Annotated in this window: 12 protein-coding genes and 1 pseudogene; 4 read left to right on the top strand and 9 right to left on the bottom strand. The window is 67.4% G+C overall.

The features are described 5' to 3' along the window. Nucleotides 1-3 precede the first annotated feature (3 nt). A complete protein-coding gene (locus QF050_RS05835; protein ID WP_308929578.1) occupies nt 4-486 on the bottom strand; it encodes a hypothetical protein in 483 nt (160 codons plus the stop codon). After that, nucleotides 473-2413 (bottom strand): primary-amine oxidase, encoded by a 1941-nt coding sequence (locus QF050_RS05830; protein ID WP_308929577.1) that lies wholly within the window; start codon nt 2411-2413, stop codon nt 473-475. Before QF050_RS05830 ends, QF050_RS05835 begins: the two co-directional genes overlap by 14 nt. A gap of 122 nt (nt 2414-2535) precedes the next feature. Here QF050_RS05830 and QF050_RS05825 point away from each other — a divergent pair, with 122 nt between their 5' ends. After that, entirely contained in the window at nt 2536-3141 is a 606-nt protein-coding gene (locus QF050_RS05825) for a TetR/AcrR family transcriptional regulator (protein ID WP_308929576.1), read from the top strand. An 85-nt stretch (nt 3142-3226) separates the two neighbouring features. Then, nucleotides 3227-3403, top strand: a complete 177-nt coding sequence (locus tag QF050_RS05820; RefSeq protein ID WP_018770044.1) for a CsbD family protein — start codon at nt 3227-3229, stop codon at nt 3401-3403. 85 nt (nt 3404-3488) lie between these two features. Here the strand turns inward: QF050_RS05820 and QF050_RS05815 are convergent, their stop codons facing one another. Next, entirely contained in the window at nt 3489-4163 is a 675-nt protein-coding gene (locus tag QF050_RS05815) for a DUF1345 domain-containing protein (RefSeq protein ID WP_308929575.1), read from the bottom strand. Between the two features lie 166 nt (nt 4164-4329). Between QF050_RS05815 and QF050_RS05810 the strand changes: the two genes are divergently transcribed. After that, nucleotides 4330-5301 carry a helix-turn-helix domain-containing protein gene (locus QF050_RS05810; RefSeq protein WP_308929574.1) on the top strand — a complete coding sequence of 324 codons (972 nt, stop codon included), beginning with the start codon at nt 4330-4332 and terminating at the stop codon, nt 5299-5301. Nucleotides 5302-5429: 128 nt separating this feature from the next. Beyond that, nucleotides 5430-6059, top strand: a complete 630-nt coding sequence (locus QF050_RS05805) for an AmiS/UreI family transporter (RefSeq protein WP_308929573.1) — start codon at nt 5430-5432, stop codon at nt 6057-6059. Here the strand turns inward: QF050_RS05805 and QF050_RS05795 are convergent. From QF050_RS05795 to QF050_RS05770, 6 genes and pseudogenes are all read right to left on the bottom strand, one after another. Then, a pseudogene (locus tag QF050_RS05795) lies at nt 6052-7530 on the bottom strand (APC family permease). The gene QF050_RS05805 and the pseudogene QF050_RS05795 overlap by 8 nt on opposite strands. 186 nt (nt 7531-7716) lie before the next feature. Further along, the gene (gene purU, locus QF050_RS05790) at nt 7717-8613 is read right to left on the bottom strand and encodes a formyltetrahydrofolate deformylase (RefSeq protein WP_308929570.1); all 897 of its coding nucleotides are present in this window, start codon (nt 8611-8613) and stop codon (nt 7717-7719) included. 3 nt (nt 8614-8616) lie between these two features. Beyond that, nucleotides 8617-10047: an L-serine ammonia-lyase gene (locus tag QF050_RS05785; RefSeq protein WP_308929569.1), complete on the bottom strand. Its 1431-nt coding sequence runs from the start codon at nt 10045-10047 to the stop codon at nt 8617-8619. Continuing rightward, nucleotides 10047-10691, bottom strand: a complete 645-nt coding sequence (locus tag QF050_RS05780) for a sarcosine oxidase subunit gamma family protein (protein WP_308929568.1) — start codon at nt 10689-10691, stop codon at nt 10047-10049. The genes QF050_RS05785 and QF050_RS05780 overlap by 1 nt, the downstream gene beginning before the upstream one ends. After that, nucleotides 10684-13626, bottom strand: a complete 2943-nt coding sequence (locus QF050_RS05775; RefSeq protein ID WP_308929567.1) for a sarcosine oxidase subunit alpha family protein — start codon at nt 13624-13626, stop codon at nt 10684-10686. The genes QF050_RS05780 and QF050_RS05775 overlap by 8 nt, the downstream gene beginning before the upstream one ends. Next, nucleotides 13623-14045 carry a sarcosine oxidase subunit delta gene (locus QF050_RS05770; protein ID WP_308929566.1) on the bottom strand — a complete coding sequence of 141 codons (423 nt, stop codon included), beginning with the start codon at nt 14043-14045 and terminating at the stop codon, nt 13623-13625. The genes QF050_RS05775 and QF050_RS05770 overlap by 4 nt, the downstream gene beginning before the upstream one ends. Between the last annotated feature and the right edge of the window lie 12 nt (nt 14046-14057).

Here is a 14057-nt window from a genome sequence, read left to right as displayed (position 1 = left end):
AGGCTACGCACACCGCCGCCTCAGCCGAGCCACCAGCGTGGCGGCCAGGAGTGCCGTCGCCAGTTCCAGTGCAATGACCAGCAGCAGCCCGCCGGCACCGTCCGCATGGGCAGCGGACGACGGCGGCCCTCCGGTGTGGGCGTGGCCGGCACCGCCGCCGCCGAGCAGGAGGGCCGCGTGGACGGCTGCCATTGCCACGGCGGCGACGGTGACCTGGTGGAGCGCGGCCACCCCGCTGTGCCGCCAGATGTGGACAGCACAGGGAACGCACACCGCGGCAAGGACCAGCATCAGGGCACTGAGCCAGGCACCATGGTTGCCCGTGGCGGCGAGCCACAGGTGTGTTGCGCAGGAAACGGCGGTGACCACGGCAGCGAGCCGCGCATGAAAAACCGGACCGCCGGCACGGGCCCGGACCGCCGTCGTCGTCCTTCCTGCTGCTGCCCTGTTTCCTGCCGGCGCAGGGGCCACGCTAGTGGCAGCCACCGCTGCCGCCTTCGCTATGGCAGGAATCGGCCTGCTGGTTCGGGTTGGCGGGGACGTCCAGGACGGGACTGCGGTCGAAGAAGCCCTCGGGCCGCAGCTTGAAGCCCACGGTGTCCACGGGCATGATGGGCCAGTCCTCCATGCGGGGGAAGTGGGTCAGGCCAAACGTATGCCACACGACGATGTCCTGGCCGTCGAGGTCGCGGTCCTGTGCCACGTAGGCGGGCAGCCCGGCTCCCCCGGCATGCTGGTTCACGAAGTCGCCCGTGGGGTACTTCTCGTCCTCGGCGTACCGGGTGACCCACAGATCCTTGGTGGCGAACGCGGCCCGGCGGGCGATTGAAGAGTCCGGATCCGCCAGCAGCGTGGGCTGGTTGTGGGAGTGGAGCTTATAGCCCACCGGCTCGCCCAGCCGGTTGCGTGAGTCCGGGTTGGAAATGATCCAGGTGCGGCCGGAACGGGCGTCGGCCTCGCGGACGGCCTCGGATTCGCGCGCCAGAACGGTGCGCTTGCGGGAGAAGGCGTTGCCGCGCTCATTACCCGGGCCCATGGCCTGCCGGACCACATCCTCCTCCTCCACGCGGTTGGTGAATCCGTCAATCGCCATGTCCAGCCGGGCACTGAAGAGGTGCTGGTGGAACGGGGCGCCCAGGCCCGGGGCCAGCTGGGAGATGTTGTCCGAGCCGCCCTCCGGGAACGCCGAGGTGAAGACGATGCCGGTGGCTTTGGCCTCGAATTCGATAGTGCCGTCCAGGTAGAGGTACCAGTAAAAGCCGTAATCGTAATTGCCGATGGTGGTGAAGAAAGAGATCACCAGCCGGCGGTTGCGGCGGGTGTAGGTGACGCCGCTCCACAGGTCGGAGTGCTTGGAGAGGATGCTCCAGTCTTCCTCGTGCATGCAGATGCCGTTGCGGATCTCCCGCGGGTTGCCGAACGCGTCGCTGATGACCGGGCTGAGGTAGGTGATCTCGCCCAGGCAGTCGCAGCCGAGTTCCAGGGAGTTGGCGTACTGGCCCACCAGGTATTCGCCCGTGTCGAAGTAGTTCTGCCACGAACGGACGGGTGACGGGTCACCGTACGGGACCACCATCTCGGCAATGGAGGCCCGGTTGATGATGGGCCGCTTCCGGTCGCCGTCCTGGAAGGCGAGGTTGTGCAGGACCACGCCCTCGCGGACGTCGAAGCCCACGTCGACGCTCCATTTTTCCCATTCGACGTGGTTGCCGGCGGTGACGGTGAAGCTGGGGCCCTCGGGCTGGGTGATGCTGATCGGTTTCTGGGTGGTGCGGAGCGGGCCGGTCAGTTCCGGGTCCGTGTAGTTGCCGTGTTCGGCCGGGATGGGCATGGCGCCGAGGTCGATGACCTGGGTGACCTCCTTGCTGACCACATCCACGTATGCCACCAGGCCGTCCACCGGGTGCGCCCAGGCGCTGTCCTCCGGGAACTCCTGGACGAAGGCCAGCCCGCGCAGGATCCGGCGGCCCTTCTCCTCCGGGTACTCGAAGACACCGGCGGACAGCGGGGCTACCCGGACGTTTTCGACGGCGAGTCCGCGGTCAGCGAGCGCCTTGAGCCACCGTTCATCGGTGGCCAGCAGCGTTTCCACCACCTCGAACTCCTCCTCGAGCACCGGCAGTTCGCCGGTCACTGCGGTGTCCAGTTCGACGGCGGAGAGCACCTTCTGCCCGGTGGCCGAGACCACGACGTCCCGCGGCGCCGCCCCGGAGACATCGTGGATGAAGACCCGGAAGCGGCGGTCCGCCGCCGCGGTATCAGCGCCGCGGGCCGGATCCAGCAGGCCCAGGTAGGCGATCCTGTGCTGCGGGCCCAGGTGGCCTTCCGACTGCAGGATGGCGCGCACGTCCTGGATTTCCTGGGCCGTGGCCAGGCGGAAGGCTGATGCGGTTTGGGTGGGTGCAAGCGTCATTGGGGGAACCTTTGTCCGGGCCGTCGCCGGCCATTGCGTTTATTTTCTATAGTTGTAGAGAATAAACGTCCGTAACATGGCTCACAAGAGGTTGGGCAAAGAAATTTCCGGGGAGTGGCCGCGTGCCGAAGATAGTTGACCATGACGAGCGCCGCCTGGAACTCGTGGATGCCACCTGGCGGATCATCGCCCGCCAAGGCCTCGAAAGCGCCACCATGCGCGAGATTGCCATGGAGGCAGGCTTCGCCAACGGCGCCCTGAAACCCTACTTCCCCACAAAGGACACGCTGCTCGAGTTCGCCTTCAGCCACGTCTTCAACCGGACCAACCAGCGTATCGCCCAGGTGGCGGCAGGCAAGACCGGGCTGGATGCACTGCGGGCTTTCTGCCTCGAAGTACTCCCCCTCGACGAGGAGCGCATCAACGAAGCCCGGGTGGTCATCCCGTTCTGGCAGAAGGCGGTCAACGATCCGCGGAAGGCGGAAATCCACCGCGAATCCATGGCGGAATGGCTGGCCGCCATCTGCCGCTACCTGGCAGAGGCAAGGAACAGCGGCGACGTCAGTGCCGGCGTCGCCGACTCCGTCCTCGCCGGCCAGCTGCTGAACATGCTGCTGGGGACCCAGATTGAGGCAGCCCTTGCCCCGGAGGGCCAGCTGGAGTTCGGCCACGCCGCGCAACTGGAAGGCTACCTCGCCCTGCTGGGCAAAATTCCGGGCGGCAAATGAGCCGCTAACTCGAAAGTATGCTTACTATTGTGTGGTCAGGTTCTGGTGCAGACCGGAGCGAGCACGAACTGTAAGGAGCATCTCCATGGGTTTGGACGACAAGATCGGCAACGCTGCAGAGAAGCTTGGCGGCAAGGGCAAGGAAGCTGCCGGCAACGCCACGGGCGATGAAAGCCTGAAGGCTGAAGGCCAGACCGACCAGGCAAAATCCGACCTGAAGCAGGCCGGCGAGCACGTCAAGGATGCGTTCAAGAAGGATTAATTGACGCCTCACAAAACGGGTGCAGCTCCAATCGGAGCTGCACCCGTTGGCGCTTAAGGACCCAACGCCCAGGCAGTAAGCGCGATTAGTGGATGAGTCCCGACACCAGGTTGATGGTGGTTGCCAGCACGATGGCCCCCAGCAGGTAGGACAGCAGGGCCTGCCGCAGGACCGTTGAGCGGATGGCGTTGGTTTTCAGGTCGGTGTCCGATACCTGGAAGGTCATGCCGACGGTGAAGGCCAGGTACGCGAAGTCTGCATACCGGGGCTGGGTTTCCTCATTGAAATCAACGCCGGTCCCGTCGCGGTAGTAGATGGCCGCGTAGCGGAGGGTGAACAACGTGTGGACCAGGAACCAGGACAACGCGATGCTGCCCAGGGCCATGGCCACCGTGGCGTCCTTGCTCATGCCCTGCGAATTGGAGGCGTCCAGCAGGATCAGGGCCACTCCGGCAAAGCTGGCCACCGTGGCACTGAGGACCAGGGTGTCCGAAAAGACCCGGCCCGGATCCTCCCGCCGGGCGTGGGCCGCCGTAGCGCCCGGGCCCATGTGCCGGATGACGCTCCATACCCAGATCAGGTACGTTGCGGAAGCGGCCGCCCAGCCAAGGGCGGGCGCATAGGCCCAGCGGCCAAGCGCTCCGACAGCCAGCGCCACCACCACGCCGACAGCGAGCATCACCACCATCCGCAGCCGGGAGTGGTGCGCGGGGGAATTGAAGTTGTGGTGGCGATCCTGGGACGCGGCAACGGCATTCATGCGCGGATCATGCCACGGCAAGCTTGGAAACACCTGACAGGCCGCTTCAGACATCTTTTTTCGCCAACCGTTGAAAAAAGATTGCGCTGGCGCTAACCTGAACATACTGTGTCGCAGGACACAGGCCGGGGGAACATCAGGTGGCCATCCGTCGCGAGGAACTTCCATGCCAGCAGCAGCTACAGCCGGGGCCTCTGCCCGGCCCGAACGCCAAGACGTCACCTCGAGCGTTGCGGCATCCTTCGACCATTGGAAGCACCTGGTGGCGGAGTCCTTCGTACCCCTCACCGCCCAAACAGCTGACGTGGATGGCTTCCAGGGCCGGATGCGCTCCCGGGTACTGGACCGGATGTCCATTGTTGAAGTGACCGCCACCTCGCACGAGGTCCACCGCACCCCGGCCCTGATCGCGCAGGCCCATGAACGCTACTTCAAGCTCAACCTGCAGTTGGAAGGCACCGGCCTGCTGGTCCAGGACAACCGGGAAGCCGTGCTTGAGCCCGGGGACCTCGCCATCTACGACACCAACCGGCCGTACACCCTCGCGTTCGAGGACAAGACACGGATCATGGTGCTGATGTTCCCCTGCGACGCCGTGTCCCTGCCCGCAGACTATGTGGGGCAGCTGGCCGCCGTGCGCATGGGCAACAGAGGCCTGAGCGGGCTCGTTGGACAGTTCATCCGCCAGCTGTCGGAAAACCTGGACGTCCTGAATGGACCCAGCGGCTCCCGGCTGGCAACGAACGCCCTTGACCTGGTGTCCACCATGCTGCATGCCGAAATGGATATTAAGCCGGACCGGATGAAGCCGCAGGCGCTGCTGGCCGTCTCGGTCCGCGAGTACATCGAGGCGAACCTCTCTGACCCGCTGCTGTCCCCGGCGGGTATTGCGGCGGCGCATTTCATCTCCACCCGGCACCTGCACAACGTCTTTCACGAGTCCGGAACCACGGTAGCCAGCTGGATCCGGACCCAACGGCTCGAGGGGGCCCGCCGCGAACTTCGGGACCCGCTGCACGCGGGACAGCCCGTCGGCGCGGTTGCGGCCCGCTGGGGTTTCCTCGACGCCGCCCACTTCAGCCGCACCTTCCGGGATGCTTTCGGGGTCTCGCCCAGCGAGTGGCGTAAAAGCTCCTAGCCGGCGCCGGGCCTTTCCCACCGATTACGACCAGGGCCCACTGGGCGCTCCGTCACCGCTTCGGCTAACGTCCCTCAGGTGACAAAGAAGTTTCACCTGACGGTACTTGATAGGCCCGGGGCCCGCTGATGCCCTTCATTTGCCTCCTGCTCTCCGGTGCCGCACTGCTGGCCAACGGCCTGGCGACCCTCGGGCACGTTCCCCGCCGCGACGCCGCTGCCCTCAACCTGCTGGTTGGAGGCACCCAGCTGGTGCTCGGCGTCGTCTACGTCTCTGCCGCCGGGAACGCTCCGGCACGGCTCCTGACGGCGGCCGGCATGTTCCTGTTCGGAGCCACCTACCTGTACTCGGGATTGGACGTGCTGCTGGCACTCGGGTCCCGCGGGCTGGGCTGGTTCTGCGGGCTGGTGGCGTTCTGCGGCGTGCTGCTGGCGGTTGCCTGGCTGGGCACCGACCCTCTGCTTGCGGTGCTGTGGGTGTGCTGGTCCGTGCTGTGGGCCCTGCTGTTCGCCTGCCTGGCCCTGGATGCTGTGCGGCTGGAGCGGTTCACGGGCTGGGCCCTGGTGCTGGCGAGCCCGGCGTCGGCCACGGTTCCGGCGCTCCTTGGCCTGGCGGGGTTCTGGCCCGTCTCCCCCGCCGCGGCGTGGGGTGCTGCGCTGGGCGGGGCCACGCTGTTCGTCGCGGCACGCGCAATGGCCCGGCGCGGACAGAAAGTTCCGCGCCGGGCCAGTGCCGGAGATCCTGCGCCTGCTAAGTGAGCGCGTGGCCCAGGGAGGCGGGGTGGTGGCGGCGCTGGATGACCCACTCCACCAACACGCCGGCCAGGAAGACCAGCGGGACCGCCGCGAGCAGGGCCGTGGCCGTCTCGGCGCTGCCGCCGATGAGGGCCGTGAAATTGCTGACCACCAGGTACAGGACCCACGCCAGCAGGACCGCCGCCACGGCCGGGGCGATCCGGGTCTGCCACAGCTGGGCGCCCGCGCGCTCCCGGCGGAAGAAGGCGACGACGGCCGCCGAGCACAGCATGTACAGCACCAGCAGGGCCGCCACAGCCAGGCCGCTGAACCAGGAGAACAGGGTCAGTACGGGGTCCATCGCCAGGATGGCGAACGGCACCACCAGGACGACGGCGGTGGCGGACTGGACCCAGGCGGCCGCCGCAGGTGCCCGGTGCCGGTTGGTCCGGGCCAGGACGGCCGGCATGGAACCGCGCGCAGGGCCAGGGAGTGCAGGTAGCGGTTGATGCCGTTGTGGAAGGCGATGATGCCGGCCAGCAGGGAGGTGACCAGCAGAATGCCGGCCACGATGCCCGCCCAGGGTCCGAACAAATCCACCAGCGGACCCAGCACAAAGGAGGTGGCATCCCCTGACTCGAGCGCGGCACCGGCGGCATCCATCACCTGCGAAGGCCCGTAGTAGCTGACCAGCATCCAGGAGATAAAGGCGAAGAACACCGAGATCACCCCGACCGACAGGTAGGTTGCCCTGGCCACGGTGCGGTGCGGATCCTTTGCCTCGGCAGAATAGATGGCAGTGGACTCGAAGCCGAACATGGACGCCACCGCGAACATGATCGCAACGCCGGGGGCGCCTGCGCCGATGGCCTCCGGGGAAAAGGACGCCGCGACGCTGATGCCCTCCGGGCCGCCGCCGTGGAACAGCACCGTGAACCCGAACATCAGCAGGATGGTCACCTCAAGGCCAACCAGCACGGCCAGGACGCGGGCGCCGAGTTCGATGTTGAGGGAGCCCAGCACCTGGACTCCGGCCATGGTGGCCACGGCCAGCAGCCACCAGGGAATGGCCAGGCCGATCGACGCCAGGAGGCCGGAGAAGGCAGCACCGTACAGCCCGTACATGGCGGCCTGGACAGTGCTGTAGGCCAACAGGGCCAGCCAGGCCGCCCCCGCTCCGGTCCGCCGGCCGAATGCTGCAGTCACGTAGGCGTAAAAGGCGCCGTTGGCCTGGATCTTGCGACTCATGGCGACAAAGCCGACGGCGAAGATCACGATGACGACGCCGACGATCAGGTAGGCGCCCGGGGCGCCGGCGCCGTTGCCCAGCGCCGCCGCGAGGGGCGAGGCGCCCACGATCCCCGTGAGGGGCGCCTGGGCGGACAGGACGAAGAACAGGATGCCGAGCACGCCGATGCTGCCGGCGCGGAGGGCGGTGGAATGCTCCTTGGCCGGAGCGTCAGCGGTCCGGGTCTCGGAAATTCGAAATACTCATTTGATCCTTCTTAACGGTCATGAGCTCGGGAAAATTGCTGTGGAATCCAGCTTGGCAGCGGCAGCCGTTTCCGCCTTGTCCACCAGCGATCAGTTGTTGTCGGTCAGCGCAGCGGACACAACAAAGCGCGGCCGGCCGCCCCGGGAGGGGAAGCCAGCCGCGCTGACAGTGTTCAATTAGGTCGGGCTACCGCAGCACCACTGTGCGGTTGCCCTGCAGGAGGACCCGGCCTTCGCAGTGCCACTTGACCGCGTTGGAGAGGGCCTTGCATTCGGTGTCACGGCCGGCGGCCACCAGGTCCTCGGGCCCGTACGTATGGTCCACTTCCACCACCTGCTGCGCGATGATGGGCCCCTCATCGAGTTCGGCGTTGACGTAATGCGCCGTGGCGCCCACGGTCTTGACACCCCGCGCATAGGCCTGGTGGTACGGCTTGGCGCCCTTGAAGCTGGGCAGGAACGAGTGGTGGATGTTGATGGCCCGGCCGTCCAACTGCCGGGTCAGGTCGTCGCTGAGCACCTGCATGTAGCGGGCCAGCACCACCAGTTCCACGTCGAGCCCGTCCACCAGTTCCATGAGTTTCGCCTCGGCCTCGGGCTTGGTGGCGGCCGTGACCGGGATGTGGTGGAACGGGATGCCGTGCCACTCCACCAGTGCCTGGTGGTCCAGGTGATTGGACACTACGGCCACCACGTCCACCGGCAGTTCGCCCATCCGGGCGCGGAACAGGAGGTCGTTGAGGCAGTGCCCAAACTTGGACACCATGATCAGCACTTTGCGCTTGGATCCCTGGCGTTCCAGCTGCCACCGCATGCCGAACTTGTCCGCCACCGGGGCAAACGAATCCCGCAGCACCTGCAGTGTCGATTCGTCACCCTCGGACGCGAAGTGCACACGCATGAAAAAATGGCCTTCGGAGCGTTCGCCGAACTGTTTGTTGTCGATGATGTCGCAGCCGTGTTCCAGCAGGAAGCCGGAGACGGCGTGCACAATGCCGGGGCCTTCCGGGCAGTCCAGGGTGAGGACGTGTTCCACAGTGGTTGGCGCCTTCGGTGTGGGGATATGGGTTTCAGTGATGGTCATGGCTCAGCACTCGATTACATTCACGGCGAGGCCTCCTCGGGAGGTTTCCTTGTACTTGGTTTTCATGTCGGCTCCGGTGTCGCGCATGGTCTTGATGGCCTTGTCCAGCGAGACCTTGTGGCTCCCGTCCCCGTGCAGGGCCAGCCGGGCCGCGTTGATCGCCTTCACGCTGGCGATCGCGTTCCGCTCGATGCACGGGATCTGCACCAGCCCGCCCACGGGATCGCAGGTCAGGCCCAGGTTGTGCTCGATTCCCACCTCGGCGGCGTTCTCCACCTGCGCCGGCGTCCCGCCGAGCACTTCGCAGAGCCCGGCGGCGGCCATCGAGCAGGCAGAGCCCACCTCCCCCTGGCAGCCCACCTCGGCGCCTGAGATGGAGGCGTTCGTCTTGAACAGGATTCCGACGGCGGCCGCCGCCAGCAGGAAGCGGACCACACCGTCGTCGCCCGCTCCTGGAACAAACTTCACGTAGTAGTGCAGGACGGCAGGCACAATTCCGGCCGCGCCGTTGGTGGGCGCGGTGACGATCCGTCCGCCGGCGGCATTCTCCTCGTTCACGGCGAGCGCGAACAGGTTGACCCATTCCATCGCCAGCAGCGGGTCCGCCGGCGCCTGGACGGGCGACGGCGTTGCTGCCGCCGCCTGGGCGGAGGCTTCCGCCGATGCCGCGGCGGAGGCGGTCAGGGTGCGGAACAGTCCGGGGGCGCGCCGGGGCACCTTGAGGCCGCCCGGCAGGATGCCCTCGGCGTTGCAGCCGTTCTCCACGCATTCGCGCATCACGGCCCAGAGCCCCAGCAGCTTCTCCCGGAGCTCCGCTTCGCTGTGCCAGGTGAGTTCGTTGGCCAGCATGACGTCGGAAATGGACATGCCCTCGCGGCTGCAGATCTGCAGCAGCTCGTCCGCCGTGGAGAACGGGTAGGGCAGCACGGTGTCGTCTGCCACCACCTTGTCTGCCCCTTCGGCGTCGCCGTCCACCACGAAGCCGCCGCCAATGGAGTAGTAGCTCCGTTCGCTGAGTACGGCGCCGGTGTGGTCAAGGGCGCGGAAAGTCATGCCGTTGGGGTGCGCGGGAAGGGACTTGCGCCGGTGCAGCACCACGTCCTCTTCCCAGTTGAAATCCACGCGGTGGCTGCCGGCGATCTGCAGCTCGGCGTTCAGGGCGGCGGCCGCAACCTGGTCATCGGCCGTGAAGGTGTTGACTGTTTCGGGCTCCAGGCCCTGCAGGCCCAGGACCACTGCCTTGTCGGAGCCGTGCCCGCGCCCCGTGGCGCCCAGGGAACCGAAAAGTTCCGACTGGACGCGCACGGTGGAGGCCAGGTGGCCGTCGCCCTTCAGCCCATCGGCGAAGCGCTTGGCCGCCCGCATCGGGCCCACCGTGTGTGACGACGAGGGCCCGATGCCAACAGAGAACAGGTCCAGGACGCTGAGCGCCATCAGGGGACCTCTGGTGAGGCGTACTCCCGCATGGCGTCCAGGAGCCACCGGCCCAGGAACTCGGCGAACGACGCCCGGGGGAAGATCCGGAAGGAGTCCTCGCCGGTCTTCCACAGGATGGCGGGGATGTTCGCGATCTCGGTGGACAAGGCGGTGCCTGCCTTGAACACCCGGGGGTGCAGGTCCAGCGAGCAGCCCTTTTCCAGGACGGCGCGGGCCCGGGGGCCAACCAGCTCGAACGTGGTCCGGTTGGCGGAAAGATCCACCACCTGGCCTGCGCCGGTGCCAAGTGCTTCCCGGAGGGCCGGGATCAGGTGGCCGCCCAGGGATTCGTGCGCCTCGGTGGGTGCCACCACCAGGAATTCCGAGGGGCCCAGCCACAGGACCGAGGTGTCGCCGGAGTTGACCACATCACCGGAACCGGCCGGCACGCCGCCGGTGACGGCGGCCAGGCGCGTTGCCTCGTCCGAGCCTGCGTCAGCCCGGAGGCCCACCATAGTCAGGAAGGGTACTTCCGAGATCTCAACGGTTCCGGCCAGGGAACCTGCGGCGAAGGCTTCCGCCAGCTGGCGTGCCGGGCTGACACGGGCCGAATTGTTCTGCTCTGCGGAGCTCTGGGTGGGGGATGCTGCTGTTTCAGCCATCTTTACGGGTCCCTTCTGGGTCAAAAAGCACTGTTTCTGCAACAACCACGTCCACCAACTGGTCGCCGGCGGCGGCCACCAGGGTTTCGCCAATGCGGTTGCGGCCATTCTTGATCAGGGCCAGGCCAAAAGACCTGCCCAACGCTGCGCTGTGGTAGCTGGAAGTGACGAAGCCCTCCATCGGTACAGGACCGTAGGCCGGGTTGGTGGAGCGGCCCTTCTCCACGAGCTGGGTGCCTTCCGGCAGCCGGAGCGTGCCGTCGACCGGGAGGACGCTGACCAGGTGCTTGCGGTCCTCGCGACTGGAGTCCGCCCGTGAGTACGAGCGCTTGCCGATGAAGTCCTTGGCCTTGGAAACGATCCACTCCATGCCCGCGTCCTGCGGGGTGACGGTGCCGTCCGTGTCCTGCCCGACGATCGGGTAGCCCTTTTCGGCGCGCAGCACGTGCATGGTTTCGGTCCCGTACGGGGTGATGTTGAATTCGGCGCCGGCAGCGGCCACGGCTTCCCAGGTGTTCAGTCCATACCAGGCCGGGATGTTGATCTCGTAGGCGAGTTCGCCGGAGAACGAGATGCGGCAGACCCGGGCGCGGACGCCGGAGGCGAGGGTGGTTTCGCGGAAGGTCATGAACGGGAAGGCTTCGGCGTCCAGGCCGCCGTTGGCTGCCAGTTCCGGTGCCACCTTGGCGATGACCTCACGGGATTTGGGCCCGACGACGGCAATGGTGCTCCACTGCTCCGTCACCGAGGTGCACTTCACGTCCAGCTCTGGCCACTCGGTCTGCAGCCATTCCTCCAGCCAGTCGAGCACCTTGGCGGCGCCGCCGGTGGTGGTGGTCATGAAGTAGGTGTCGTCGTCCACGCGGAGGGTCACGCCGTCGTCGAAAATCATGCCGTCCGGGGTGCACATGACGCCGTAGCGTGCCGAACCCGGCGCAAGCTTCTTGAACGCGTTGGTGTAGACCCGGTTCAGGAACTCCCCCGCGTCCTTGCCGCGGATCTCGATCTTGCCCAGGGTGGTGGCGTCCATGAAGCCCACGGAGTCGCGGACGGCTGCGCATTCGCGCAGCACGGCAGCGTCCATGTCCTCCCCGTCCTGCGGGTAGTACCAGGGGCGCTTCCATTGCCCGACGTCCTCGAACAGCGCACCCTTGGCAACGTGCCAGGGGTGGATGGACGTGATGCGGGCGGGATCGAACAGTTCTCCGCGCTGGCGTCCGGCCAGTGCCGCGAACGCCACCGGGGTGAACGGTGCCCGGTAGGTGGTGGTGCCTATGTCGCCGATGCCGCGGGAGGCCTCCCCGGCGGTCCGCAGCGCCGCGGCAATGACGCCGATGGCGTTGACGCCGGAGGTCTTGCCTTGGTCATTGGCGGTGCTGATGGAGGTGTACCGCTTGATGTGCTCAACGGAGCGCATGCCGGCTCCGGTGGAGCGGAGGACGTCCGCCACGGACTGGTCGCGCTGGAAGTCCACGAAGTGGTGGTGCCAGTCGTCCGGGGTGCCGCTCTCGCCGGGTACCAGCCAGAGCTGGCGGGTGGGAGCGGAGGCCTTCGGCTCGGCGAGGGGGGAAGGCTCGACGGCGGACGCGAAGCCCGCCGCGATGGCCGCCCGGGCGCCCGCGGAGACGCCCTCGGCAACGCAGTCCGCGGTGGCGAAGGAGCCGCGGCCGGAGCCGATGGTCTGCTGGTTGGGCACTTCGGTGCTGGGCACGAAAGCTGCCAGGGCGTCGTCCCAGCGCAACTTACCCTGCCGCTGCGAGTGCAGGTGGACCAGCGGGCTCCAGCCGCCGGACACGGCCAGCAGGTCGCAGGCGATCTGCTCGACGCCCGAGGTGAGCTCGCCGTCGTCGTTGATGCTGCGGACGGTGACGCCGTCCAGCCGGCCGGACCCGTCGGCGGAGGTGTTGGCCACCGCGCTGCCGATCAGCACCCGGATTCCGGATTCGACGGCGGCGGTTGCCGCGGCGGTCAGGGCAGGACGGGCGTCGATGACGGCAGCCACCTTGACGCCTGCGGCGGCGAGGTCGGCTGCCACGGCATAGGCGCTGTCATTGGTGGTGCTGATGGCCACGCGCTTGCCGGCGGCAAGGCCGTACCGGTTGAGGTAGCTGCGCACGGCGGAGGCGAGCATGATGCCGGGGCGGTCGTTGTTCTCGAACACCAGGGGACGCTCGTGGGCGCCGGGGGCCAGCACCACCTGGTTGGCACGGATGTGCCAAATCCGCTGGCGGGAAACGCCGGGGGCCGCGGGGCTGGAGAGATGGTCGGTGCGGTTCTGGACCGCGATGACGTAGTTGGCGTCGTAGGCGCCGAAGGCGGTGGTGCGGTTCAGGACGGTGGATTCCGCACCGGACACCAGCTCGGCCTCGACGTCGGCCACCCACTCCAGGGCGGGCTTGCCTTCGATGGTCTCGGCCAGGCCGGGCGCGGTGGAGCCGGAGAGCAGTGAGCCGCCGAGTTCGGGCTGGTCGTCCAGCAGCATGACGCGGGCGCCGGTGCGGACTGCTTCGCGGGCTGCGGCGAGGCCGGCGGGACCGCCGCCGACCACCAGGACGTCGGTGTGGACGTACTTCTTGTCGTATTCGGCGCGGTCGTCTTCCGGGTCCAGTTTGCCCAGCCCGTTAAGCAGGGTGGCCTTGAGCCCGTCAACGAGGGAAACGGTGGTGGCGGGGAGCATGGATTCGGCGACGTGGCCGGGGAAGCGGGCTTCGATGCGGACCAGGGCGTTGGCCTCTTCCACACCCGCGGACATGATGCCGCGGGGGCGGTCCTCATAGAGCGAATTGCCGACGGCGACGCGGCCGTTGGCCAGCAGCGCGGAGGCAAGCGTGTCGCCGGGGTGCCCGGTGAATTCCTCGCCGTCCACGGTGAAGCGCCAGGAGATGGTTCGGTCGATGCGGCCGCCGGTTGCCAGGCGGGCGTTCTGCGAGGTCACTTGGTTGCTCCTTCCGGGGCGGTGGTGGTGGCGGGCGTGGTGCTGGCGGCAAGGCTGGTTGCAGCGAGGCTGGGTGCGGCGGTTCCGGTGGTGGTGCTGTCAGCGGCGAGGCTGGCCGTGCCGGATTCCCCGGCGGGGGCGGCAGCCAGGTCCGGCCGGCGGGCACCCATGGGATAGATGGCCTGGATGTCATAGCTCACGGTGTCGCGGAGCATGTTGAACCACTGGCGGCAGCCGGTGCTGTGGACCCAGCGCTCGGCGAAGATGCCTTTGGGGTTTTCCCGGTAGAAGAGGTAGCGGGACCACTCGGTATCGCTCAGCTCGTTCGGGTTTTCCGGGTAGGGGACGTGGGCCTGTCCCCCGTAGTGGAATTCGGTTTCGTCCCGCGGGCCGCAGTTGGGGCATGGGATCAGCAGCATGTGCGTTAGTCC

Origin of the sequence: Arthrobacter sp. SLBN-112, assembly GCF_030944625.1 — a bacterium.
Taxonomy (GTDB): Bacteria; Actinomycetota; Actinomycetes; order Actinomycetales; family Micrococcaceae; genus Arthrobacter.
Note: the sequence above shows the minus strand (reverse complement) of the source record. Positions and strands in the feature narration are given on the sequence as shown.

Coding starts and splice junctions, on each gene's coding strand:
- purU (WP_308929570.1), bottom strand. CDS start 8,613: ATGACCATCACTGAAACCCATATCCCCACACCGAAGGCGCCAACCACT.
- QF050_RS05810 (WP_308929574.1), top strand. CDS start 4,330: ATGCCAGCAGCAGCTACAGCCGGGGCCTCTGCCCGGCCCGAACGCCAA.
- QF050_RS05815 (WP_308929575.1), bottom strand. CDS start 4,163: ATGAATGCCGTTGCCGCGTCCCAGGATCGCCACCACAACTTCAATTCC.
- QF050_RS05780 (WP_308929568.1), bottom strand. CDS start 10,691: ATGGCTGAAACAGCAGCATCCCCCACCCAGAGCTCCGCAGAGCAGAAC.
- QF050_RS05785 (WP_308929569.1), bottom strand. CDS start 10,047: ATGGCGCTCAGCGTCCTGGACCTGTTCTCTGTTGGCATCGGGCCCTCG.
- QF050_RS05805 (WP_308929573.1), top strand. CDS start 5,430: ATGCCCTTCATTTGCCTCCTGCTCTCCGGTGCCGCACTGCTGGCCAAC.
- QF050_RS05770 (WP_308929566.1), bottom strand. CDS start 14,045: ATGCTGCTGATCCCATGCCCCAACTGCGGCCCGCGGGACGAAACCGAA.
- QF050_RS05830 (WP_308929577.1), bottom strand. CDS start 2,413: ATGACGCTTGCACCCACCCAAACCGCATCAGCCTTCCGCCTGGCCACG.
- QF050_RS05820 (WP_018770044.1), top strand. CDS start 3,227: ATGGGTTTGGACGACAAGATCGGCAACGCTGCAGAGAAGCTTGGCGGC.